Below are 26,536 nucleotides of genomic sequence, written 5' to 3'. Positions count from 1 at the left end.
TTTTGGTTTAGACTTCTTTCTTGGGAAAAAGATGAAAAGATTATTCTCAAATTTGGTTGAGTAAATCTTTATTGGTAAATTCTCAAAAACTATAACGTTACAGTTTGAAGGTGAAACTCACTTTGAGAAAAATCAATAAACCTCATTCCAGAGAAAGTTTTGGTATCCACATCTTTATTTTTAGCTTTAGTTTCTAAAGTAGACCGCTATGTTAAAATATTACAACCTAATTTAGGATTAATATATGTTGTATTCTCTATTAGATAACTCATTAATTTTCCCAACTAATGAATTCAGGAATTGATTTACAAAGAACATTTATTCAAGCCCTCGTAGACTTGGGCTTATCCTCAGAAATAGCCAAAACCCTATGGCTGCCATTTCCCATGTTATTAATGATTGTTGGTGCTACTGTCGGAGTTCTAGTCACAGTTTGGCTAGAGCGAAAAATCTCCGCAGCAGCACAACAAAGAATTGGGCCAGAATTTATTGGACCTCTGGGGACTCTAGCACCTTTAGCTGATGGTCTAAAATTAGTTTTTAAAGAGGACGTTGTTCCGGCCAAAGCAGATCCTTTACTATTTACATTAGGACCTGTAATTGTAGCCATTCCAGTATTTCTCTCCTATCTAGTAGTACCCTTTGGACAAAATTTAGTAATTACAGACCTGGGAGTAGCCATATTTTTGTGGATTGCCCTTTCCAGTATTCAGCCTATTGGACTACTAATGTCTGGCTATGCTTCTAACAATAAATATTCTCTACTTGGAGGTTTACGAGCTGCTGCCCAATCTATTAGTTATGAACTTCCTTTGGCTTTGGCTGTATTAGCAGTAGTAATGATGTCCAACAGTCTTAGCACAATTGATATTGTTGAACAACAATCAGGCTATGGAATTTTAGGATGGAATATTTGGAGACAACCATTAGGCTTCATAATTTTCTGGATAGCTGTATTGGCAGAATGTGAACGTCTTCCTTTTGACCTTCCAGAAGCAGAAGAAGAATTAGTGGCTGGATATCAAACTGAATATACTGGGATGAAATTTGCCCTATATTATTTAGCTTCTTATGTCAACCTAGTTTTATCTTCCCTATTTGTGGCGATTTTATATTTGGGTGGATGGGAGTCTCCTATTCCAGTCGAACTGTTATCTAATTTCTTGGGAGTAAGTGATACGACTCCTTGGTTACAAATAACCAATGCTGCTTTAGGTATTATTATGACCTTAATTAAAACTTACTTACTTGTATTTATAGCAGTTTTGTTACGTTGGACATTACCAAGGGTGAGAATTGACCAATTATTAAACTTGGGTTGGAAGTTCTTATTGCCAGTAGCTTTGGTTAACTTATTATTAACTGCTGCTCTAAAGTTAGTTTTCCCATTTGCTTTTGGCGGTTGAAGAAGGCAGAAGGTTATTTCAGTTATTAGTTATTAGTTATTAGTTAACAGTACCTCGTAGCTGTTTACCTATGCTTAAAATACTAAGGTTGATTTTTTTTCATCCCTTTGAATGGGGAGACGTTAGACCCAATTTTTTGGTAAAATTGCATTCGGGATTCCCATCCCAAGCAATTTTAAGTACCCTATAAATAGTGGGATACTAAATACTGATAAAAGAAAAGATAAATCACTAGCCAATTAATTTGAGATTTTTTAATTACACTCATTAAATAAAGCTCAAATTGTCACTTTAAAATCCTACGTGTAACACTAATTCACTTTTAAAGATGTGACAAACAAATAGTTGATAACTTTAAATGTGAAATAATTTCCTAAAGTTACTTTATAGTCAAAGTTTTAAGCTGATAAAATCTTACTTTTAACTTTTGACTTCCGTAAAACGGTATAAGTTTTATAAAGCAAAAACCCTATGTTCAAATTCCTCAACCAAGTAAGCGATTACGCTAAAGAAACTCTTCAAGCTGCCAAATATATTGGTCAAGGTTTATCTGTAACTTTTGACCACATGCGCCGTCGTCCAGTTACTGTACAATACCCTTATGAAAAGTTAATTCCTTCTGAAAGATTTAGAGGTAGGATTCACTTTGAATTTGATAAGTGTATTGCCTGTGAAGTTTGTGTCAGAGTTTGTCCGATTAATTTACCTGTAGTAGATTGGGAATTTAACAAAGAAACTAAAAAGAAAAAGCTTAAGCATTATAGCATTGACTTTGGAGTTTGTATATTTTGTGGCAACTGTGTAGAATATTGCCCTACTAACTGTTTGTCTATGACAGAAGAGTATGAGCTAGCTGCTTATGACCGCCATGAGTTGAATTATGATAATGTGGCTCTGGGTAGATTACCATACAAGGTGACAAATGACCCAATGGTTACTCCCATGCGAGAATTAGCTTATTTGCCTAAAGGAGTTATCGACCCTCATACAGTTTCTCATACTTCCCGTCGAGCTGGTCTCCGTCCAGAAGAAATTTTGGAACAAATGGAATCTGAGAAAGAACCAGTAGAGACAACAGATAAATAGTTTTGAGGTCAGGAGCCAGCAGTTAACTATTAGTTTTGATTTCCGATAAAAGTTATATTTAGGGTTTGTTGAAAAAAAGCAGAATTTAGGAAATGTGGAAAGACAGAGAAATTATTATAAATAGTTGTTTATGAATTTTTCTTCTATCCATATTTACTCCAAAATCGTCACTTTTTCAACTCTATAAACAAAGAGGCTGGTACTTTTTACATATTTAAAATTACTCAAACCTTAATCTGTTAATTCTTTAATATTATATAGGTGAGCCTTATCTATTTAAACTTTGTCGTTTAGAGATTATTACTGTTTGCTGAAGTATTCCGGAGGAAGAGCTGCCTACCAATAAATGTTTGCACAGTATTCCGCAGGAAATACTTATATTATCAACTAATTATTGAAGAGTTAATCTTAAGTTTTAGCTATTACTAATTAGTAACTACAAACTAATAAGATATTATTGAAAATTCAGATATATTTAAAGGAATAAAAAGTGGATTTAGCGCAAGGAGTTCAATTTGTTTCATTCATTATTTTAGCCGTAACAATGATTGGAGCAGCTTTGGGAGTAGTTTTACTTTCTAATATTGTTTACTCAGCTTTTCTTTTGGCTGGAGTATTTCTCAGTATTTCTGGTTTATACCTATTATTAAATGCTGATTTTGTAGCTACTGCCCAAGTTTTAATTTATGTCGGAGCTGTTAATGTTCTGATTTTATTTGCTATTATGTTGGTAAATAAACAAGAAGATTTTAAGGCTTTACCTAATGCTTGGTTTAGAAAGGGAGCAACAGGTTTAGTTTGTGTTGGTTTGTTTGCTTTATTGAGTACAATGGTATTGTCTACTTCTTGGTCAGTTCCTATTAGTGGAGTTGTTGCTGGAGAAAGTTCAATTGTGTTAATTGGTAAACACTTTTTTACTGATTTTTTACTTCCTTTTGAGCTTGCTTCTGTATTTTTATTAATGGCAATGGTAGGTGCTATTATTTTGGCTCGTCGAGATATTTTGCCTGATGAAGCACCAGCTCAAACTCCTATTTTAAGTTTGCCAGAACGTCCTCGTGAATTAGTTGCAAGTTCTAGGGAAATTAATGAATAATTAAATAATTAATAATTAATCATCTAAGTTAAGCATTTCCTGCGGAATGCTGCGCAAACAGCTATTAGCCGTCAGCTATTCTTAAGGAATGCTACGCAAAAACCAATAATACCTTATGTTTAAGGATCGGTTTTAAGGGAATATAGACTTTAGCTCTGACTTTTGTAGTCAAATTTTTCTAGCTAAATTAATAAAGCTTTTATCGCTCACTAAAAGCAATAGCTGTTAACACAGTTCCTCCCCAGGAGGCTAGCTTATAACTGGCGGCTAAATGCTAACATGATTAATAATGAAAACTATCTCTAATTATTAATTATCCATTGGTAAGTTATATCAATAAATTGAAAGGTTTAATAAGTTTATGGAATTACAACTGGAATATTTTTTATTATTAGCAGCAGCACTTTTTTGTATAGGAATTTATGGTTTAATTACCAGTCGTAATGCAGTTAGGGTGTTAATGTCTATTGAGTTACTTCTTAATGCTGTAAATTTGAATTTGATGGGTTTTTCTAATTTCTTAGATTCTGAAAATATTAAAGGTCAGGTTTTTACTGTTTTTGTAATTACGGTTGCTGCTGCTGAAGCTGCTGTAGGTTTGGCTATAGTTTTAGCAATTTATCGTAACCGTGATACAGTCGATATGGAAGAATTTAATTTGTTAAAGTGGTAATTTTTAAAAGCATTCAGCTTTAGAAAATCAAGTGTTAAAGTAGGGTGCGTTAGCGAAACGTAACGCACCAAAATATTTGGCATTATTTGGCATGACTTTGGAAAATCTTTGGAATAACTACAAACTACTTATAGCTTGCTGATTAAATTTGACAAAGTATTCACAGATATAAGGAGCCTTTTTAGGTAGGGAAAAAGTACCTGGTTTTCAGTTCTTAATGCACGGCTCGGTCAAAAATAAAAAAATTACCGTTTTAGGCAAAAGTTGGGGAAAAAATTACTTTCCTGATCCTCTACTCCCGTAAGGAGGTTGCATGCAACGTTCCTACCCTTATAAAAAAAATAAAAGACTTTTTCCGCAAACCCTACTTACTTAATGGTGCATTACAGCACAACTTAATATTTAATAGTTCCGTAGTTTGTAATCAGGGCTTTTTCAAATTGCGCAGCAAGACTTACCCTACTTAACTCTATAGAATAATTACATTTTAGCACCGGGAAATGTTGTTTTGAAAAGTTTCTAGTATTTCTCCGGTTTCTCTTGAGATATTACTGTTTTAGACTAGAAAATATTTTTCTAACTGTTCCCTTTTCCCTGTTCACTAACACTATGAAGAAATATAACTTTTTTCCTGACAAATATTAAGCTTCATTACTAAATTGCAACATCAGAGTAATTTCCGTGATACCTTTTCTAAATTATAAACAAGCTCAAATAATTTAAAGGAGGAAAAATTTTTGAATACACAAACTAAAGAATATCCATCATGTTCTTTGCGTCAAGATGTTAGTGAGTATGTAGCTGACTTACAATTACACATGACTTTACACGCTCGTAATTTAGTTCCTTCTCTTAATCAAGTAAAAGATGGTCGTGAGGAAATGTTGCAGGAAACTCAAGCTCATTTTGAAAAGTTAATTTCTAGACAAACTCTTTAATTGTTTTTATATTTATTTTTATTCCAAAACCCAATTTCAAGTAACTCAAGAGATTGGGTTTTCTAGTTTCTTTGAAAATGTCAACCACCCCAAACTCTACATCGTCACTTTATATCAAGTCTTATTAAATTAGCTATAGTAAATCAGCTATCTTTAGTCATCTTTAAGATAGGGTTTGCTGATTTATCGGGAAGCGTAAAAGTTTTTTTATTTGAGGGCAGGAGCCAGAATCCAGAATCCAGAATCCAGAATCCAGGAGCCAGAATAATCTTACTCTAATTTTTTACCCCTTGAAATGCCCAAAATACTAGATTTTTAAGCTGGAATCACCTAAAAGCTGGTACTTTATTAGCATCTATAAAATGCTGAAAGCAATACCCGTAAACACTTTGATAAATAATTCAGCCAGCCCTAGATAACTTTTGCTTTGAGCCAAGAAACAAATTTCTTGGCGGATGACATATCTCCCTAAGTTCGCCAAGTTCACCAAGTTTCCAAGAATTAAAATCCTTAGCTAATAGCTTCAGTCATCTTTAAGATGACTATTAACTTGTATATAATTTTATCAATCATTATCCGAAATAAGTTGTATCCGAGAAAGACATTTATAATGTTTAGATGTCTTTTTTCTTCTCAAAATCTTTGTCTCAATAGTCATCAGATATATTTGACAAGTTTTAATTATACTTTTCAGGTTATGTATTTTAAAATTTAAAACTTTGTCATCAATCTCTGACAATAATATTGATGAATAAATTAACAAATTTTCAATACTTTCAGCGATTTTTACCAATTTCGTGATATAATAAATTTTATTATAATCCATGGGTATTTTATTGCTTAATAGAAAAATAAACTTGTAAAACCTGATTATGTCGTTATTTTAGGTGGCGATCGCTCTTGATTGCTTAAAGGATAACTAACTAATTTTCTCCACCCTATTTAACTGGCAATTGACAAAAACGTATTTATGTGATATATCGAAATTAGCACTACATCAGGAAAAAATTGATAGCAGGAATAGAAGTGACTTTTTACCAAATAATTAATAATTAGGGCTTGCTGAAAAAGTTTGTTAATGAAGGAAGGGAATACTTAACTCTTAACAGGGAAAAGTTTAGACTATTTGTTATGGCTAAATTTTCTGATTGTTAGTGTCAAAACTCTGCCACTTTGAGACAATAATAGCCAAAAGTTAGCTACTTTTTTCGACATAAAAAAGCTAAAACCTTTATCTATTAATGCTTTAAGATTTATTCAACAAACTCTAATTAGGACTTGCTGAAAAAAAGCAGAGTGTGGGAGGGGTGGTTCGTGTAGTTGTTGTGGGAAGACAGAGAAAGTAAGGGAGATAATTTTACCTTGATTTTTCAGTGTTTGTCTATCCAAAATCCTAACTTGAAGAGCATCAAGCAACTCAAAACTAGGTACTTTTTCCAGACTTAAAAAGACTAAAACCTTGATTAAATAGTGCTTTTAGATTTAATCAGCAAGACCTAATAGGACTTGGTCAAAAAGTCTGTTAGGAATCAGAACTAAGCCCTAAATAGGGCTTGCTGAAAAAGTCTTATAGGTGGGGGTACGAGTCAGGAGTCAGGAGTCGGCAGAAAGGAGGAATAGGGAATTTACAGAAGACAGGAGGAAGAATTATCCCTTAATTTTTCAGCCAATAGTCAACCAAAATCCTAACTTTTTTAGCAATTGAGGAGCAAAAACCTTATACTATTTCCAGATATAAAAAGCCTAAAATCTTTAATATATAAGTCCTTTGATATTTAATCAGCAAACCCTAAATAGTTTAAACATCATTGGATGAACATGATATTGTTTTGGGTATAACTTTAGATTCTCAAACAAAGCTGTGATACAATAAAAGCTTATTTGCTGATTTAATGTTTTATATGGCAGTATATTTAATAAGTTAGGATAATTAAAATTAAGGTAGCGAGATTTTTAACTCAATTCCCTTGAGCAAAATAGAATATACTCAAACTCTAGATCACATTAAAATTGAACTTATGATTAACGCTTTATTGCTAAGAATTATGAAAACAGCTTATCGAAAAGAGCCAGTAGTAAGCTTTATCGTCACGGTAGGAGCTGTTGATGCGGTGATTGGTGGTGTTGGAGGAAGTTGGTCTTTATTTAGTCTAGGAATGGGAACTGTAGGAATGGCCATTGTCTTTCGTTTTTGGTTGCTCAAGGGTTCTAATTTTGAGCAAACTAATTCTGTTCCAGAATATTATCTACCTCCTAACTCGTCTCGTCCACAACTACCAATTCTAAATAGAAATAAAAAGCATATTCCTTAAAGCGGAAAAAATTACTGTTTCTGAACATTAGTTAAGTTGCGACTATTATTCCCTTTATCATTAGAGACTATCCGCTAGTATTTAGTATAATACATGGGGTTAGGTAATTTGGGTTTGCGTATGGAAATATGAATACTTTGATATATCAAGATTTGATAATTTTTAGGTCGGTAAAAAGTGCCAGTTTTTTGCTCTTCAATTGCTAAAAAAGCTATAATCTTGGTTGACTATTGGCTGAAAAATTAAGGAATCAATTATTCCTACTGTCTTCTGTAAATTCCTGACTTATTCTGTCTCCTGACTCCTCCCCCACTCATAATACTTTTTCAGCAAGCCCCTGAGCCTAAAAACTGAGAATTTTGGCTAACTACTCCCTTCCCTCTAGAAGATTACCTAGAAAAATCTGACTATAAACTATATCCTGTAATGATATACTGATATTAATCTGGCGTCGGGTAAGGAAGGGAGTAAGACAGAAAAATTAAAGAACTATTTTTTCAAGTACTTCCTCTGCAACTCCCCGAAATCGTGACTCTTAACTAATCCCTAATAGAGAAATAAAAAGAAGGAACCATAAGCTCCTTCTTCTAGACTCATTAATTTTTTGATAAGTAGGTTTTGCTGCTTTCTTATTTGTCTTAATCTTGCAGTTCCTCCTTTTCCTTTAATATTTCGCCCCTGTTTTCGGGGAGACTCCCATCTTTTCAACTTCACCATATTTTTACATCTCCATCCCCTACAAAACTATAAACATGGGCAAAGTCGGACTCGAACCGACATGACCGAAGTCGCCACATTTTGAGTGTGGTGCGTCTACCAATTTCGCCATTCGCCCTGACTTTTTTTATTGTACACATCTATTGATAAACTTTGCAATAGATTTTGATATTTTTTACTACTTGCCCATTTATCAATTTCTTTAGCTCTTAATACAGGTAATGGATGAGTCAACTGAGCTGTTTGGACTTCCCTAAAAACTTCACCCAATTCCGTATTACTAAACTCATTGTAAGCTCTTGCCTGAGCTAAAAAAGCATCAACATTGAGTTGAGGTGATAAAGTGGGAGAACCACCAGCTAACTTCATCAAAACTGATACAACTACTTGAGGGTCTTGTGTAGCCAGTAAAGCTGCGCGATCGCAGCTAAATTCAGCACATCTTAACCATTCGAGTATTTGACTTTGTATACTTTGAGCTATTATACCACCCCATGTCGAAATTTGTCCAGTGGCAAGTACAATTAAATTAGCTAATGTAAGATATACTCCATGCTCACATTTCAAATGTCCTAATTCGTGACCTAATACTGCTTGGACTTCTTCTAAGTTGAGCAAATCTATTAAAGATGTATGAACAACAATAAAAGGTTGCTTCCCTCGCATAGCAAATGTATAAGCATTAGGCACAGGATGTTGACGAACATATAATTGTGGTGGTTCTAAATCAAGTGCTTGACAAGCATTCAATAATCTTTTATGTAAATCAGGCAATTGTGATTCACTAACTAAAACACTAGAAGCTATATTTTCCATATAGAAAAATTGTTCACCTAATTGACCTAATAACTGTCTAACTAATAAGTCAAGACCAGGAAGTTGTTTTAGAGTATTAGTTGCCTCTAGATCCCGGGGATGCCGAAAATGATTTGCCTTTAAGCCAATTAGTTGTGTTGTTGTCAAAGCCATACTTGCTTGATTTTAAACCTATCAATGATATAATAGCATAACTCAAGTAATCCACACAGACTCTATTCTAGGGTTTGCACTCAAAAGTCTTTTGATCAGGGAAGGAGTCAGAATCGAGAATTCAGAATCCCTATGGGAATAATAATCATAGAAGAGGTAACCAGAAGAATCAACAGCATGATTTTTTACCCCCATCTTGCCCAAAACCTGGATTTTTGATTTTTCGGGAACCATACTGGAATTACCTAAAAGTCGGCATTTTTTTAGTATTTGCAAAAGCTGAAACTAATGCCTACAAAGACTTTGACATTTAATGATATAGCCCTATTCTAGAGATGTATGGGCTATCAATATAATAATTCAATGTCAGGAAATTAGGTAAGGGAGTAGCCCAAAAATATGCTACCAGATCATATGCAGAATAGCAATCTCTACTCTCGGAGAAGACTTCGCCTAGGGCTAAGTTGACTCTGGCTAATTAAGCTTGAGCCTAATATTACCGCCTCCCTGCGGACAAGCACAGTTTTTTTATTTACTAATAATTGGTACTTTATGAAGCTACCAATCCCTAATTGATTTGGCTTAGGCCCTTTAGTTACTATCTTTCAACTGAGTCTACTCTTTGCAATTTTACCCCTAATTTTTGTAATTTAACTTCTATTTGTTCGTAGCCTCGGCTAAGATGATGTATGCCCTGAAAAGTTGTTTCCCCTTCTGCTGCTAAAGCTGCTAAAATTAAAGCAGCGGAAGCTCTGAGGTCAGTTCCAATTACTGGAGCAGCCGATAACTTGGGTACTCCTTGGATAGTAGCTGTATTTCCTTTTACCTGAATATCTGCACCCATTCTATTTAACTCAGAGACATGACGCATACGATTCTCAAATACCGTCTCTGTAACAGTAGAAGTTCCTGAACAGATACTTAATAAGGCCATGAAAGGAGCTTGCATATCAGTCGGAAAACCAGGATATGGTTGAGTTTCAATATCAGTACACTTTAATGATTCACCAGGTAAAATCCGTAGACTATCTGATGTTTCTTGTTGAATTTTTACTCCTACTGACTCAAGTTTAGAAATAACTGCACTTAAATGTTTAGGAACTACTGGTGAAATAGTTATTTCTGAATTTGTAATTGTAGCAGCTATTAAAAATGTCCCAGCTTCTATTCGGTCAGGGATAATAGTATAATCAACTGCATGTAACTTTGGTACTCCAGATATTTCTATAGTTTTTGTACCTGCACCAGAAATATTAGCACCCATAGCTATACATAGATTAGCTAAGTCTTCTACTTCTGGTTCCTGAGCTGAATTTTCAATGATTGTTTTTCCTTCAGCCAAAGTAGCTGCCATCATTAAAGTTTCAGTAGCTCCAACACTAGGATAACCCAGAACAATTTTTGCCCCTTGCAACCTAGTTTTACTACCACTGATATAAGCATTAACCATACCATGTTCGATATGGACTTCTGCTCCTAGAGCTTCTAAACCTTTAACATGAAGGTCAACGGGTCTAGCACCAATAGCACATCCACCAGGTAATGGAACATGAGCCTTTCCCCACTTCGCTAAAATAGGACCTATAGCAAAAAAACTAGCACGCAATTGTCTTACTAATTCATAAGGAGCTTCAGTAGTATTTAGGATACTAGCATCTATATCTAAAGTATTGCCATTGTGTTTGATTTTTGCTCCCAGGGCAGATAAAACTTTTCCCATTGTGTTAATATCTGCTAGACATGGGATTTGACGTAAACGACAAACTCCTGAAGAAAGTATTGTTGCTGCCATTGCAGGGAGTGCTGAATTTTTAGCACCACTAATATTTATGTTTCCTTGTAAATGAGAAGGACCCCAAATTTTTAATATTGACTGATTTATAGGGGATAAGTTTGGCTTCTCGGTTTTTTCTATTGAATTTAATTTTTGATTAATGGTTCTATCCTCCCTCAATGACCTAGTTTATTGATTTTAATTTTTTCTCTTGATTGTAATGGAAAGTTAACAAATATGTATGGATTTACGAATTCTTTTTCTTAATCCTGATTACAAACAAAATAAAATTGAAATTATATCATGTCCATTAGCATCGGATTTTTCGGGCACTGTGCGTGTATAAAATCAAGGTAAAAATAGCAGAAAAGCTTGAGCATAGCTGCCTTCGTTTCTCCGAAATGTAACTATTCAACCGGATATGATATTATAGGTATCTCAGTTACAGATTGTTATGTATAAATAGGGTGTGCGTATGGAAAGTCTTTTGGCGCTTGACAGGGAGTAGAGAGTCAACCCACCCCTAACCCTAACCACTCCCAGGAGGGGAAGTAAAGAGGAATAAGGAGTTGTATAGGACATACTCGCAAAAATTATTTCTTGACTTTAGTACTCCTACCTTAGTAAAATAATCACTTGAGCAGCCTGATCAGGCAATAATCTGACTTTTTTACGACCAAAAAAGGTACTTAGCTATAAAGACTTTGACATTTAATCAGCTAGCTCTAAATGTATAGAGATGTAAAGGATAATTGATTTTTAGTTTAGAGTAAAGTGGTAAAAAATAATAGTTTTCTGGTATATAAGAAGTGGAGGTGATGGATAAAAATAGGCAAGGCTTGCTGATTAAATCTCAAAAGTAACAAATAAATAGGGTTGGCGCTCAAAGGTCTGATGGTGGAAGTAGGGAATAGTCAAGAGTTAAGAAAAATAGGAGTTGGCCGTAAAGACAGTAAGAGTGATTCTTATATTATAGTTAGCCGAAAATGTTCAATTTTTGATTTTTCGGTAAACGTACCTCAGTAACCTAAAAGTTCCCAATTTTTGATACCTAAACCCTAATACTTTTTTAAGTCCTGATTGATCGAGAACCGTGAAAGTACCTAATTTTTGGCTATTGTTGTCTCAAAATGGTAAATGTTTGACTCTGATGATCAGAAAATTTGTCTGCAGCAGAATGTCTAAGAGTCTTCCCTGTTCCCTACCCACGCACCGAAAAGACGCTGAATAAATTGCTTGGTGAGGGTAGGACACGGAGCCACGAAGACCCGGAGACCCGGATATGGGGGAAACAGGCAAAGGTTTCTGTCATTGTTCGTGCATAAATTTTCTGGAATCTCAGTAGAAAATCTCAATAAATTGATGCCCACAAAAGCCAATAACTAAGATAACTACTGAAGATATAAAGTTCCTAACACTTAATTTATTCTGACTTTTAGCTTTCCATACGCCAACCCTAATTAATTGAAATTATGCTTCTACTTGGCAGACTCAGCTTTATTGTTTTGCAAAGTAGCAATTTCTTGAGTCAAAACTTCTAATGCTTTAGCATATTGAGGGTCTTCAATAGTTCCTATCTTACTGCGATTTTTCCGTAACATCTCTTTCTGTGCATCTGTCAAAGATATTTTCTCATCTGGCTTGATTCCCTCATGGTTAATATCACGACCATTAGGGGTAAAATACTTAGCAATAGTTACTGCCAAACCTGCGCCTTGACCAACACCCCGAACAGATTGGACTAAACCTTTGCCAAAAGTCTTAGTCCCAACTAACTTAGCTCGTTTGTTATCTTGTAGAGCGCCAGAAAGAATCTCACTAGCACTAGCAGAACCTCCATCTACCATAATAACTAATGGCTTATCTGTCAAAGATTTATTATTAGCCTTCTGACGATCTGTTACCCCATTGCGATTAACAGTGGAAACAATATCTCCACGAGATAACCACATCCTGGCAATTTCTATACTAGAGTATAACAATCCACCAGGGTTAGAACGTAAATCCAGAATATAACCTGATACATCCTGACTTTCTAAATCATTTATTGCTTCTCGCATCTCACCTGTAGCATTAGCACTAAATTGATTTAAGCGGATATAACCAATCTTGCCTAAAGAACTTTCTTTCTGAGAATACTTAACAGGATGAATTTCAATTTTTGCCCTCACAATGGGAAACTCTATTTCCCGATTTTCTCGTTTAATAGTTAAAGTTACTTGACTACCGATAGAACCCCGAATCAAACTTACCGCGTCGTTAAGGTCCATCCCCTGAGTGCTTTGACCGTTAATTTTGGTAATAATATCTTTAGCTTGAATACCTGCATCAAAAGCTGGAGTATCTTCTATTGGTGAAATAACTACTAATTCTTTTGTATCTTCGTCTTGGGTTAGCTGAATACCTACACCTGTTAGTTCCCCAGAAGTATCTATTTGCATATTTTTAAATTCTTCGGGATCCATAAAGCGGGTATAAGGGTCGCCTAACTTTTCCAACATTTCCCTAATAGCATCATAAGCTTGTTCGTCACTGGTGTAACTTTTATCCAGAAATTCAGTACGAGTTGCTTTCCAGTCTACTTGATTAAAAGTACCATCTACATAAGTTTTGTCAATAATCTGCCAAACTTGGTCGATTAATTCTTTAGTGTCGTTATTATTTAATGATGCTTGAGAAGAAAGATGAATACCAGCGCCAATTACAGTAACACCTGTTAACATTAATGCTGTTGCACCAAGGATTAGTCCACGTTTTGCTATAACCATTTTATTCGTTGAGTTAAGTTTAAACAATAATTACAAATTGATAATTGATAATGGATAATTAGGGTTTGCTGAAAAAGTATGAGTGGTAGGGGTAGAATCCAGAATCCAGAATCCAGAATCCAGAATCCAGAATCGAGTAGAAATGAGAATCATAGAAGAAGTAGTCAGAAGAATCCTCCCTTGATTTTCTACCCTTATGTTGCCAAAAATCCTAGATTTTTGAAGCATTACCACCCAGAATCTGGTACTTTATTAGTACCTGAAAAGGGTCAAACCTTAAGCTCGTCAAGATTTTGATATTTAACCAGCAAGTGCTAATTAATAATGGATAATTGATAATTAAAGAAATAAGATTTCCACTTTTATTCGTGTCAAAAATTTTGCTACTTTATGGGGAATAGGTTGCGAGGCAATGGTTAATGGGTAAGAGTTTCAGAGTTTATTGCTAATTTTTGAGTTATGAAAACATAAGCCCGCATTGCTATAGTTTCCATTATCCATTATTGATTGCCCACTATCCATCGTCTATTAATTAATATATAATATATATACCCAATTTAGCATATTAAGATTATTACACAGAGTGAGTTTGTGTCTTCTAGTTTAACTAGCTATCAACTTTTTAGAGGTTGGATTATATCATGTCCGGTAGCATCGGTATTGTATAAATGAAGGCAAGAAAGAAGGAAAAAGAAAGAAGTTGTTAGAGTTGGAAAAATCTTGCAGAAGGTGGATATTTCCCTAACTTTTTACACACTCTGATACCAACGGACATGATATTAAAATTCTCTTTTACTTTCTTAAAAGATATTATTTTACTCATTTATTAAGTACAAACTACTTCTTTCAAGTCAAGTTTTTCTACTAAAAATCTATTGATAAATGTCAGGGATAGAAGTTTGATCATTTATTTTTTTATGATCTAGTTTGAGTTTTGTAGGTATCCAAAATTATGATTTATTTATCAAGTTATTGAATATTTTTGGTAAGCATTCATAAGTAGGTAAGCATAAATAAACATCACTATGCAACTAAATTTTAAACCTGTTTAAATCCTGGAGATTGCTTTTTTTCCACTCTGTTCCAGTCGCTACAGACGTGCTTATAATTTTTTTACCAACCGACTTAGCTATCAACTATCAATTATAACTTACAGCAGATTTCATTTTGGTGAGGTACACTCAGGTGAGCTTTACAGTTCGCACTGAAAAAATTTAATTTTTCAATCTGCATTTCTTATGGTTGGAATCTGCTGTAATTAACTCATTATCGCACTAAAGTAGAAAATGTTCTTCAAGCAGAATAAAAAGTTATCAATGAAGTTAAGTTTTGTCATTAACAAATGCTAGTATATTACTAAGTGAAAAAGCGATTTGCTAAAGGTCAGCTAGTAGAATGCTTACTATTTTTTACAGCAGATTCAATTTTGGTGAGGTACACCCACGGGAGCTTTCCAGTTCGCACTGAAAATATTTGATTATTAATATCTGTACTTTATATACTTATAATTAATTTGCTGTAACTATCTTTCTTGTATTTAATAAAGAATTTGACTTTGATTTAACAAATAATTTATTAAACCTAGCCTAATCCTTGATAATCCAAAATGTTATTAGAGTATCTATAAATAAATATTAATTATTGGCTTTTATTAAGACTAAATCAAACTAATAAACTATCTTGTTATCGATATCCAAACTAACTGATTGAGATTCCGGACATAGGAGTGTAAAAACAATACACTCCCATCATACAATACTTAAATTATAAACTAAGGTTCAACCCAACGCCCATCAGCTTTAATTAAATTAATCAATTCCTCCACTCCCTGGGACTCGGGTACTTTCTTAATTTCTTCCCGTCCACGATATAAAGAGATATAACCAGCTTGCTTACCTACATAACCATAATCTGCATCAGCCATTTCTCCTGGACCATTAACAATACAACCCATAACAGCAATATCCAATCCTGTTAAGTGTTTTGTTGCCTCTCGCACTTGATGTAGAACATCCTCAAGATTGAATAATGTTCGGCCACAGGAAGGACAAGCTACATACTCTACCATTGTCTTTCGTAAACCCAAGGCTTGGAGAATACCATAACAAACTGGAATCTCTTTTTCGGGTGCTTCAGTTAAAGATACGCGAATTGTATCTCCTATTCCTTCCGCTAAAAGTGTAGCAATACCAGCAGTAGACTTAATTCGACCATACTCTCCATCACCCGCTTCTGTTACACCCAAATGTAAAGGGTAAGCCATACCTAGTTCATCCATGCGCTTTACCATCAACCGATAAGCAGCTAACATGACTGGTACTCGTGAGGCTTTGAGAGAAACTACTATATTATAGTAGTCTAAAGACTGACAAATTTTGATAAACTCTAGGGCTGACTCTACCATACCTTCTGGGGTGTCCCCATAAGTAAATAGCATTCTTTCAGCTAGAGACCCATGATTAACTCCTATGCGCATAGCCTTGTTTTGGTCTCTGAGGGAGACTACCAAGGGTTCTAGAGTTTCACGAATTTTATCACCTATTTCGGCAAATTCTGTTTGGGTATATTCGTTTCTATCGGTTTGTGGCTTTTCAAAGACATATAAACCAGGATTAATTCGGACTTTATCAACGTGTTTGGCCACTTCTAGGGCAATTTTCATACCATTATGGTGAACGTCAGCAACCAGTGGTACAGGTTTGTAGGTTTGTCCTAATTTCTGTTTGATTTCTGCTAAAGATTTAGCATGAGCCATACTAGGAACGGTGACACGGACAATTTCGCAACCTATTTCGTGTAAACGTCGAATAGCAGCTACGGAACGGTCAATGTCAAGAGTATCTTCGTTGATCATTGACTGGACGACAACTGGATGGCCACCTCCGATGGTTATATCACCTACTTTGACAGGGCGAGTTTTTCGGCGATGGATAGTAGTGTCAAAAGCGGGTTGGTTTACTGGGGTTTTGGTTGGGTTAACTAGGGTTTGCATAATTATGTTATTTTTTTGTAGAGAATAAGCTTAGTAGTCTATTTTTTTCTATATTTCAGGTTGCCATATAATTGCCACTTATATCAATTTCTCAAAGTAATTTTATAAAAAAATTAAAATTAATATGTAAGCTTTCAGGTATTAGCAGTCAGCTATCAGTTTTTTTTAGTAAATGAAGCAAGTTAATGTCATAGTTTTATATCTCCATTTTTACTGAGTTAAAAAATCATGAAAATCTTAGGTAATAGTTGATGAGACAAAATCCTTGACAATTTATATATAAATATAAGATGAGAATAATTTTAGGTACTAAAAAAATCACAACTTTTCAGTTAATGTCATAGTTTTATATCTCCATTTTTACTGAGTTAAAAAATCATGAAAATCTTAGATAATAGTTGATGAGACAAAATCCTTGACAATTTATATATAAATATAAGATGAGAATAATTTTAGGTACTAAAAAAATCACAACATTTCAGTTAATGCAGTGGAAAAAGTGAGAATTTTGAGATAATTATGACCTAAGCATTTAACAATCAGCTATTTATTTGGTTTCAGATAAAAGCTTTATTAATTGACATAAATTGAATCTTACTATCAAAGCCGACTTTAAAGCTTATATTCATTTAAAGCCATTTTATGTTTAGATAGAATTTGCGCTTGAGCTGACGGCTAATAACCGAATGCTTACACATAAAGAAAATAATCATCAATAGTTGTAATAAATTCACTCGTGTATTAAAATAACTTAGCTTTTTTAAGTATCAATCAAAATTATCAAATAAAAAGTATGGGACGTAAAACTTATGTTGTGATTTTTCCCTTAATTTTGGGAATGGGACTTGTGTTATCTATTGCTTCGACCAGTAAAGCCGAAGAACAAATATCAACTCAAGATAGTGACCAAAATAACCATATTTTAGAAACCATAGAAAAATACAACCCTCTCAACCAACCTGTCTTAAAATTTCAACCAATTGCAAGTTCAAAACAGGAAACCGCAACTACAACTACCGAAAAAAATGCAAATGATAGTATTATTTTAGAAAAAATAGAACAATACAGTCAATTCCCAGAAATATCTTTCCCTTTAGAACAAATTAACTCTGTTAATCAACTTAGTGATGTTCTACCCACAGATTGGGCTTACACTGCAGTCCAAGGATTAGCAGAACGTTATGGTTGTCTACTGGCATCCCCAAATGGGACATTCAGTGGTAACAGGGCCATTACTCGTTATGAATTTGCAGCTAATCTTAACGAATGTTTGCAAGTGATTCAAGGTCTAATTGAACAATTTGATGAAAATTATATTTCCTCAGAAGACTTAGAGAAAAGCCAAAAATTACAAGAAGATTTTGCTGTGGAAATAGCAGAACTTAAGTCCCGCCTCGATGCCTTGGAAACTCGCGCAGATGTTCTGGATGCTAATCAATTTTCTACCACAACTGTGCTAAAAGGAGAAGTAACCCTAGCTTTATATGACGCTTTCGGTGATGATAGTGGCACAGTAAGCGCTGATGATGTCCAAATGGGATTTGGCCATAATGTGACACTCAACTTTGATACCAGTTTTACAGGTAAAGACTTCCTCAGGACTAGGATCAGGGTGGGAGACTTACCTGGAGTAAGTACAGGTACTGCGATGACCTTTTTAGGCTTAGGCTCTCCAGGTGGCGATATTGCCAAATTAGCAGAAGTATACTATACTTTTCCTCTCAACGATAGAATGAGCGCTTATGTGGGAGGCGCTGGACTTGACTTCGACTTAATGGCTCCTGCACTTAATCCTAAACTGATTAGTAGTAACGGAAGCTTGTCTTTATTCGGTATTTATAATCCCAATATTTATATCCAACCAGGGGGTGCTGGTTTGGGTTATAGTTATCAAATTAATGATAATTTTAGGTTAGATTTAGCTTATCTTACAGGTAGTGGGGAGGATCCCAGAGATGGTCGTGGACTTTTTAATGGTACAAATAGCGCTTATGCTCAGTTAACTGTTTCACCAACCATAAATTTTGATTTTTCTTTGGCTTATGTGAGATCATATTATACGGCGGATTCAGTTGAGGTATCAGGTTTTACAGGGAGTGAAAATGCTGCACGACCTTTTGGGGATGTGGCCACTTCAGCAGATCATTTTGGATTTCAAACTAGCTATCGTTTGGCGCCTGTTACTGTCTCTGGTTGGGTTGGTTATAGTAATGCTAGAGCAGAAGCAGGGGCTCGCGAAGGAGATAAAGCGGATATTTGGAACTGGGCAGTGACGGTAGCTATAGATGACTTACTGCTTGAAAATGGAATGTTAGGTTTTTCTGTTGGTCAACAGCCAAAATTGACTAATGTTGACAATGGTGATGAGGATCCAGATACTTCTTTACAGTTTCAAGTTTTCTACAGTTATCGAATTTCCAATAATATAGATATAACGTCTGGTTTTTTTGTTGAGACTAAGCCAGAACATGACGATCAAAATGACCCAATTTGGGTATTTGTAACTCGAAGCTCTTTAAGATTTTAACCTGAGAATTAATAATTATGAACAAGAAACTGAAATTTATTATTGCTACATCTCTGGCATTTCTAGGGACTATTTTTCCTCAAAAAATAAGTCAAGCACAAATACAAGAAAAAATAATTAGAAAAGAGGAAATAACAGTAGCAGTTAGAGAAGATGTCTTTTGGTTTGGTTCTAGGGAGGATGGAAAACGGACAGGATATTGTGTAGATATTGCTTATGCTCTAGCTGAACGTCTGAGTGCTACTGGTAATACACTCAATCCAATCAGGGTAAGGTTCGTCACCTCAACTGTCCAAAGTCGTTGGGATTTGGTAACAAGTGGTACGGTAGATTTAGAATGTGGTCCTAATGCTATTCTGCCTGAACGTGAAGAAAAATATGGTGTTTATTTTTCTACACCTTTTTTCATTTCGGCAACACAAATTTTGGCTGAAAGAGGTAGGCAAGAAGAAGATATAAATACTGGTAATGGCGTAGTTGGTGCAATTAGGAATACTACTACTGTAGGCGATCTAGAAAAAGTTTTCCCTGAAGAACAAATTGAGAAAAAATTTTTAAGTTTAGAACAAGGTATGGATGCTTTGATGGACGGTGAAATTAGTGGTTTTTCAAATGATGGAACTATTTTGTTAGGTGCGGCGCTGGAGAGGAACTTGGATCTTGAAAAGAATTATACTTTGATTACTGTCAATCAGGCAAATGGTCGTCCTTTTTGTTCTGGTTATGGGTTTATACTTCCTGGAGGGAAAAAAAATTTAAGCTGGCAAAGGTATATTAATGACTTTCTTGCTAATGATAAAAAAGCTCAAAGAATTAGATTCGACTGGTTGTTGGATGGTTTAAGTGATAATAGTCAGAGACTTTGGGAAGCTTGTAGTAAGGACTAACCACAAATTTAGCCAAAGCGTTCAAATCCCTTAAATGGTTAGTCCAGCCTACTTTTTTTAAAGTCAAAGTTATTTCAGTTACAATACATCGTATTGGTGTAGCTAGTTTCGACATAAGAGTGTTCGGCATTACACAGGTAAAGAAATTTGAAAAACCAGTGTGTCGAACTTAAAAAAACTAAGATAACTAGGCGATGCCAACCTTACACTTTTGTATAAGGGAGATAAAGTATGGGACTGACACGCCTTAAATGGTGCATTAGGATTTAGCGATAACCCTTATATGTTAAAGCTTTTACCTAAAATCTATTGCAAACTCATTAGCTGTGTCGGTCTAGTATGGTGCGTTAGATGGCTAAAATTTAGCAATCCCTCCTCATGCACCATTGAAACGATGGATAATGGATATAGGAACTTTAGTAAAGTCTTTTGTATTCCGATAATATGAGTGTTAACAAAAGCTAACAATGCACAGTAATCTAACTTACTGAGGGGGTATCTCCTAAGGTCTACAAAAAAACTGTAGACGCTTTCAACACTTATGTCGCCTTGGTTATTAGCTTTCGCAGAAGTTGAAATTACTTGACCATGCTAGGGCAACTTATCAGTATAGCGGTTACTCAGTGGCCTGGTTTCACACTACCAACTTTTCTGCATCTTAACACAATTTGTATAAATTGAGTGAATCAATTTATGTGAATTTATGTAAATACACGTTAGTAAATCAATAACGAACAATTAACCTTAGTCACAACAACTGCTTTGTTTACTAAGGCAATAGCAGTAATTCTTAAGCAGAAGAAGGAAGTAAGAGAGAAGAAGGAAGAAGGTTTATTTTTTATACTGGTATTTTTATTGAAAGTCTTTACATGTAAGCTTTTTAGGGATTTATAAAATATTAACATAAATGAAACTTATAAAATTTCCCTAAATATATTTGGAATTTAAACTAAATTTAGCAAAAAAAGTTGAAAGTAGCTCTTTAGAGTCAAAAATGGGGGAAATTTGGGTGCGATACCGCAGCCAAACGTTTTTGTAAGTTATTTTTTCAAAGCATTGATATGTAAGAAATACAGAGTAGTTGCATCAAAAGAATTTTTCGTGTATTTTGGAAGTAAGTCGCTCGCTCAGCGCAGGTGCTTAATAAAATGAAAAAGAGAATTAGATAAGTGGAAATGCGATCGCGCTTTTATACCAAGCGTGATAAATGTTCGTGACAAATAGAAGAAGGAATAAAAAAAGTATAGCACTGCTTTTAGGGAATAGGCAACAGCAGTTGTTTCGCTGCCCAACATGAAAAGCGGAGTTTCCCGAAAGGTGGGATGGATAGGTTCCGTAACCATATCCAATCAACCAAGAGAAGGAACAGGTATGGAGGAAGAATAAATAGCTTATAATATAAGGTTTTGAGCTGCTTGGACACCTCCGGCAATTTGTAAATATTAAGTGCGCACATTGCTATAAATATAGCATAGCAGATTCGACTTTTGTGAGGTAGACCCACGGGAGCAAGATGCACGGTTCCGGAAAAATCGCACTGAGAAAACTTAATTATTAATATCTGTACTTTATATAGTTGGAATCTGCTGTAAGTTTATAGACACAGGACTGGCGCAGGCGCAACCAAGAAACCGAGTTGATTGCCGTTGTTGTTCAAAGGAGGAAATTTCAGCAAAGAAACCCGGTTTCTGCGTAAGTCTCTTCAACAATTAATTATTAATTATTACCTCTTTATTATAAAGAAAATGATTGACTAAAAGGAAATCTTTCTTCTTTATCCATGAATAGAGAAGCCTTATAACTGAATTTTTCAGTAACTAATATTATGGGTAACAAGTATTTTATATCAAGTAGATTTATTGATAGATAATAAAAACAAAAATTTTAATTAAATTCAAGCCCTAATTATCAATTATCAATTATTCATTATTAATTATCCATTCACCAATCCTCTCTTTTCGATCTATTTTCTGTTTCCCAATCATCAAAATTATATACTTTTTGACTAGGTTGAGATTGAGAATTTATTTCCGCTTCTTCCTCAGAAAATTCCGACTCAGTTTCAACTTCTTCATCAGAAGAATAAATATTAGTCAAAGGTTCAACAAATTTAGCGATCGCATCCTGAAGAAACAACTTAACAAACTCATCCTTTTTTGTTAGTTCAAACTGTTTTTGTACAACCTCAGTAATCCCTCCATCACCCCAATCTTGATTCTGACTAAAATACTCAATAAAACTGTTTCCAGCAATCCTAGTTAAATAAGCAGCACTTACTCCTTGAATAGCCTTACCAATAATAAAAGTAGCTAAATTCAACTGTAAAGCCGTAGAAATTAATTTTATCGCCCCTTCCACAATACCCAAACCAGCCAGAGTTTTTGCCAAAGACATTGCCAACTCTTGCCCCCTTTCCCAATTTAATTCACAACCATAAATATTACCAATATCTATAACCATTTGAGCATTAACCGCCGCCGTCGCCAACACATCCACCACAGGTAAAGGAGTAACCGCTATCACACCCGCTCCTATCCACTGAAACTTCTCCACCACCTTTTCCCCACGCTTTCTTCTTTGAGCATCTATTAAACCTCTTGCTTCCTCCCCCAAAATTTGAGACTGTAGCAAAATATTATCAGCAATTAAATCCTCCCCTTCCAATCGTAAAACTGCCGCCAAACGTTGAATCAAAGCTTTAATATCAGCTTCTGGTTGAAAAACTTCCCCCGTTTCCAAACGGACAGAATGAGGATGAGCAGCGATCGCCACAATATCCATTTTACTCACAACCCCCAACAACCTTTCCCTCAGTTTAACCATGATCGCTTCCTTATCTTCCTCCGTGTAAAGATCGATTTTGTTAAAAACCACAAGTGATCGCTTACCAATTTCCGCCAAACCCTTCAAAGCAATATATTCCGACTGCTGTAGATCGTTATCAACCACAAACAACAACAAATTAGCCTCCGTCGCCAAAACTCTTGCCATTTCGCCTCTTTCCGTACCCGCTACCCCCGCTTCCAGAATACCAGGTGTATCAGTAATCAAAATTTCCCTTTCTAATGTTGATAATTTTAAATTATAAGTTTCTCCTACTTTTGTGGAACCCATCGGTGCTTCTACCCTTCCCACCATTCGTCCTATCAGTGCATTTACCAGAGAAGTTTTACCCGCCGAACCAGTACCAAAAACAACAACTTTGATATTACCTTGTGCTAAACTAGCCTCTATCTCTTGTGAACGGCTCAATAAAGCTTGTCTGGCCACCTCATCCTGAATTTGGATGACTTGTTGTTTGACTGCTTTAAGAGATTCAGAAGCAGCATCAGATTTAACAACTGGAATCTTGACTTTAACTTTTGAGTTTAGTCGCCGTTTACTTTTCGGAGTTATATATAGTCTCAAATAATAAACAAAGGCCAAAATAACAATTCCAATCAGAATAATTAATAATAGCACTAACAAGTTAGCCAAAAATGGAGGTGCATACCATGAAATTTGACTGTATAGCCATGATAGGGAACTAATCAGCCAAATTATGAGTAATAAAATCAAACAAAGACCTAAAATTAGTGTTAATAAACGGGTATTAGACATTTACTCAACTCAAAGAAAAAAGGGAATCAGGAATAGAAATTAGTGTTAAGCTACACCTCAGCATTCTAACAATTGTTGTAATGAGATTGCTTAAGTACACCAAACGCAAAAACCAGATTATTCATGTAAACCTCTATTTTATTATTATTAACAACAACAACTCCTCTTAGAAATCTGGTTTACTGTTTAAATTATTTATATGTTTTGTTATTTGTATGCTATAATTTTCAAGCACAATACTATCTAAAATTTTATATTTAAAAGATTAGTAAGTATTAAGCTATTAGATATCAGTTTCTCAGAAAAAATACATTTTCTTCAACACAACTAATTGTATGATTTGAAAACTAAAACTCTCGTTGTTGAACTTCAATAATTATCTTGTTGAAAATGTGCTAGAAGTTAAAAATATCTTGACACAAAATTCCCCAGTCAAAGCTGATTAATAATAGCTGTTTGCGCAGCATTCCCCAGTCAAAGCTGATTGCTAATAGCTAAATGCTGACAAAAATTAAATTTAAAATTATCAATAATTGCAAATTTTTTAGATGTATGAAACTATTTAAACGTGCAAATCTACCAGAAGAAACACAGCCAACTCCAAAAACTCCTGCCGATGGTGATAATGGCAAATTAGGAACATTTGGCGGTGTATATACTCCCTCAATTTTGACAATATTGGGTGTAATTATGTACCTCCGCTTTGGATGGGTAGTCGGTAATGTAGGCTTACTAGGTACTCTACTTATTGTTACTCTCTGCACAAGTATTACCTTTCTCACCTCTTTATCAGTTAGCGCGATCGCCACAGACAGAATAGTGAGAGGAGGAGGTGCATACTATATGATTAGTCGATCTCTGGGTATTGAAACAGGTGGAGCAGTAGGAATACCCCTTTATTTTGCCCAAGCTCTCTCAGTTGCCCTATATACCATAGGTTTTGCGGAAAGTATGGTAGATGCTTTTGGTGGCCTGAATCAGTTGTATGTAGCTTTGATTACCACAATAGGTGTAGCAGTATTGGCCTTAACTTCCGCAGAAATCGCGATTAAGGCACAATATTTTATCATGGGAGCGATCGCCTTATCCCTAATTTCATTGGCATTTGGACAGCCCCTCGAACCAACAACCATAGAAATTTGGGCAACTCCAGGCCAATCTACAGAATCTTTTTGGACAGTTTTGGCGATCTTTTTTCCAGCAGTAACAGGAATAATGGCAGGGGTGAGTATGTCTGGAGACTTGCGAGACCCAACCCGTTCTATTCCTATAGGTACTTTAGCAGCAGTTGGTACAGGATATGTGATTTACATGGTATTACCAATTATTCTGGCTATGCGTGCCGATGCAGGTACCTTAATAGAAAATCCCCTGATTATGAAAGAAATGGCTTTTTGGGGACCAGGTATTTTATTGGGAGTTTGGGGAGCAACCCTTTCCAGCGCTCTCGGTAGTATTTTGGGGGCTCCCAGAGTCTTACAAGCATTAGCCAGAGATGGAGTATTACCCCGTTGGTTATCTTGTCTTGGTAATGGTAGTGGACCAAATGACGAACCTCGAATTGGTACAGCCGTAACTTTAGGAATCGCAACTGCCACAGTTTGTATTGGGGACTTAAATATTATTGCCCCAGTTTTGACCATGTTCTTTTTAACAACATATCTGGTTTTGAACGTCTCAGCAGGTATAGAAGGCTTTTTACAAAGTCCCTCTTTCCGTCCCACATTTAAAGTTCATTGGTCATTATCAATGTTGGGTGCTTTGGGTTGTTTGGCAATAATGTTTCTGATTAATGCTGTAGCTACTGTTATTGCTGCTGGAATAGTATTGGCCATTTTCATTTGGCTACAACGACGAGAGTTAGAGACAACTTGGGGAGATGCTAGACGAGGAATATGGATGGCCTTAGTCCGGGAAGGAATTTTGCAGATTGGTGAAGAAGATACTAAAAACTGGCGTCCTCATATTTTGGTTTTGTCTGGGATACCGAAAAAACGTTGGTTGTTAATTCAATTTGCAGATAACCTCACTCATAATCGAGGCATAATTACGGTTTGTAGTGTTTTGCCTAGTTCATCTCGTGATGTTTCTCAGCAGAGTGATATGCAAGAAACTATTCGTGAGTATGTGGAAAAGCGGGGAATACAAGTCTTGGTAAGAGTTGTCACAGCTACAGATTTTTTTGATGGAGCAAAACTTTTAGTAGAAACTTATGGCATTGGATCATTAGCACCGAATACTGTAGTGCTTGGAGATAGTCAGGAACCTTCTCGTCGCGATCGCTACTGTCAGTTAGTTGCTCATATTCATAAAGCTAAGAAAAATGTGGTAATTTTTCGGGAAGATAGCGATCGTGAATTTGGTCAACATCGTCGCATAGATGTTTGGTGGGGTGGTTTACAAAATAATGGTGGCTTAATGCTACTTTTGGCTTATTTGTTGCGTACAGATATGGATTGGCGAAATGCCCAGATTCATTTGAAGTTAGTTGTTCCTGAAGAAAATGCAGTTAAAGCCACCCAAGCAAATGTTGATAATGTGATTCAAGATTTACGCATTGGTGCAACTTCTGAAGTTTTGGTATCTAATGGTCGGCCTTTTTATGATATTTTACATGAATCTTCTCAGGATGCCGATTTGATTTTCCTTGGTATTCGGACTCCAGGAGAAAATTTTACTCAGTATTATCAGGATTTACAGTCTAAAACTCAAGGTCTTCCCAGTACGGTTTTTGTTCTAGCAGCTCCAGGTTTTTCTTATGGTGAAGTTCTGAGCGATCGTTAATTGATTA

15 protein-coding genes and 1 tRNA gene are annotated in these 26,536 nt (G+C 35.3%); 9 read left to right on the top strand and 7 right to left on the bottom strand.

The annotated features are described in order from the left end of the window. Positions 1–287: 287 nt before the first annotated feature. The 6 genes from nuoH (at position 288) to VKJ25_RS14245 (ending at position 7,511) form a co-directional block, all read left to right on the top strand. Positions 288–1,406 (top strand): NADH-quinone oxidoreductase subunit NuoH, encoded by a 1,119-nt coding sequence (nuoH, locus tag VKJ25_RS14270; protein WP_324237297.1) that lies wholly within the window; start codon positions 288–290, stop codon positions 1,404–1,406. Positions 1,407–1,877: 471 nt separating this feature from the next. Next, entirely contained in the window at positions 1,878–2,492 is a 615-nt protein-coding gene (gene ndhI / locus VKJ25_RS14265) for an NAD(P)H-quinone oxidoreductase subunit I (RefSeq protein WP_324237296.1), read from the top strand. Positions 2,493–2,982: 490 nt separating this feature from the next. Next, positions 2,983–3,588 carry an NADH-quinone oxidoreductase subunit J gene (locus VKJ25_RS14260; RefSeq protein WP_324237295.1) on the top strand — a complete coding sequence of 202 codons (606 nt, stop codon included), beginning with the start codon at positions 2,983–2,985 and terminating at the stop codon, positions 3,586–3,588. Between the two features lie 361 nt (positions 3,589–3,949). After that, positions 3,950–4,261, top strand: a complete 312-nt coding sequence (nuoK, locus tag VKJ25_RS14255) for an NADH-quinone oxidoreductase subunit NuoK (RefSeq protein WP_324237294.1) — start codon at positions 3,950–3,952, stop codon at positions 4,259–4,261. A gap of 737 nt (positions 4,262–4,998) precedes the next feature. Further along, positions 4,999–5,199, top strand: coding sequence for a hypothetical protein (locus tag VKJ25_RS14250; protein ID WP_324237293.1), 201 nt, complete (start codon positions 4,999–5,001; stop codon positions 5,197–5,199). Positions 5,200–7,220: 2,021 nt separating this feature from the next. After that, positions 7,221–7,511: a hypothetical protein gene (locus VKJ25_RS14245; RefSeq protein WP_375340335.1), complete on the top strand. Its 291-nt coding sequence runs from the start codon at positions 7,221–7,223 to the stop codon at positions 7,509–7,511. Between the two features lie 546 nt (positions 7,512–8,057). Here VKJ25_RS14245 and VKJ25_RS14240 read toward each other — a convergent pair. The 6 genes from VKJ25_RS14240 to ispG all read right to left on the bottom strand — a co-directional run bounded on the left by VKJ25_RS14240 (position 8,058) and on the right by ispG (position 16,731). Continuing rightward, positions 8,058–8,228, bottom strand: a complete 171-nt coding sequence (locus tag VKJ25_RS14240) for a hypothetical protein (protein ID WP_324237291.1) — start codon at positions 8,226–8,228, stop codon at positions 8,058–8,060. 36 nt (positions 8,229–8,264) lie between these two features. Next, positions 8,265–8,346, bottom strand: a tRNA-Leu gene (locus VKJ25_RS14235). Further along, on the bottom strand, positions 8,325–9,197 hold the full coding sequence (locus VKJ25_RS14230) for a M48 family metallopeptidase (RefSeq protein ID WP_324237290.1): 873 nt from the start codon (positions 9,195–9,197) through the stop codon (positions 8,325–8,327). The genes VKJ25_RS14235 and VKJ25_RS14230 overlap by 22 nt, the downstream gene beginning before the upstream one ends. A 598-nt stretch (positions 9,198–9,795) precedes the next feature. Next, positions 9,796–11,151 carry a UDP-N-acetylglucosamine 1-carboxyvinyltransferase gene (gene murA, locus VKJ25_RS14225; RefSeq protein WP_375340334.1) on the bottom strand — a complete coding sequence of 452 codons (1,356 nt, stop codon included), beginning with the start codon at positions 11,149–11,151 and terminating at the stop codon, positions 9,796–9,798. Positions 11,152–12,449: 1,298 nt separating this feature from the next. Continuing rightward, the gene (gene ctpC / locus VKJ25_RS14220) at positions 12,450–13,739 is read right to left on the bottom strand and encodes a carboxyl-terminal processing protease CtpC (RefSeq protein ID WP_324237289.1); all 1,290 of its coding nucleotides are present in this window, start codon (positions 13,737–13,739) and stop codon (positions 12,450–12,452) included. A gap of 1,771 nt (positions 13,740–15,510) precedes the next feature. Next, on the bottom strand, positions 15,511–16,731 hold the full coding sequence (gene ispG / locus VKJ25_RS14215; protein ID WP_324237288.1) for a (E)-4-hydroxy-3-methylbut-2-enyl-diphosphate synthase: 1,221 nt from the start codon (positions 16,729–16,731) through the stop codon (positions 15,511–15,513). 793 nt (positions 16,732–17,524) lie between these two features. Here ispG and VKJ25_RS14210 point away from each other — a divergent pair. Both VKJ25_RS14210 and VKJ25_RS14205 read left to right on the top strand, forming a co-directional pair. Next, positions 17,525–19,258 carry an iron uptake porin gene (locus tag VKJ25_RS14210; protein WP_324237287.1) on the top strand — a complete coding sequence of 578 codons (1,734 nt, stop codon included), beginning with the start codon at positions 17,525–17,527 and terminating at the stop codon, positions 19,256–19,258. Positions 19,259–19,275: 17 nt separating this feature from the next. Beyond that, positions 19,276–20,145, top strand: coding sequence for a transporter substrate-binding domain-containing protein (locus VKJ25_RS14205; RefSeq protein WP_324237286.1), 870 nt, complete (start codon positions 19,276–19,278; stop codon positions 20,143–20,145). 1,941 nt (positions 20,146–22,086) lie between these two features. Here VKJ25_RS14205 and VKJ25_RS14200 read toward each other — a convergent pair. Then, positions 22,087–23,745 (bottom strand): YcjF family protein, encoded by a 1,659-nt coding sequence (locus tag VKJ25_RS14200; RefSeq protein ID WP_324237285.1) that lies wholly within the window; start codon positions 23,743–23,745, stop codon positions 22,087–22,089. 552 nt (positions 23,746–24,297) lie between these two features. Between VKJ25_RS14200 and VKJ25_RS14195 the strand changes: the two genes are divergently transcribed. Next, the gene (locus VKJ25_RS14195; RefSeq protein ID WP_324237284.1) at positions 24,298–26,529 is read left to right on the top strand and encodes an amino acid permease; all 2,232 of its coding nucleotides are present in this window, start codon (positions 24,298–24,300) and stop codon (positions 26,527–26,529) included. Positions 26,530–26,536 lie beyond the last annotated feature (7 nt).

This window comes from Okeania sp., assembly GCF_035285525.1.
GTDB lineage: Bacteria > Cyanobacteriota > Cyanobacteriia > Cyanobacteriales > Microcoleaceae > Trichodesmium.
The sequence above is the reverse complement of the archived record's forward strand: the minus strand, read 5'-3'. Positions and strand labels throughout refer to the sequence as shown.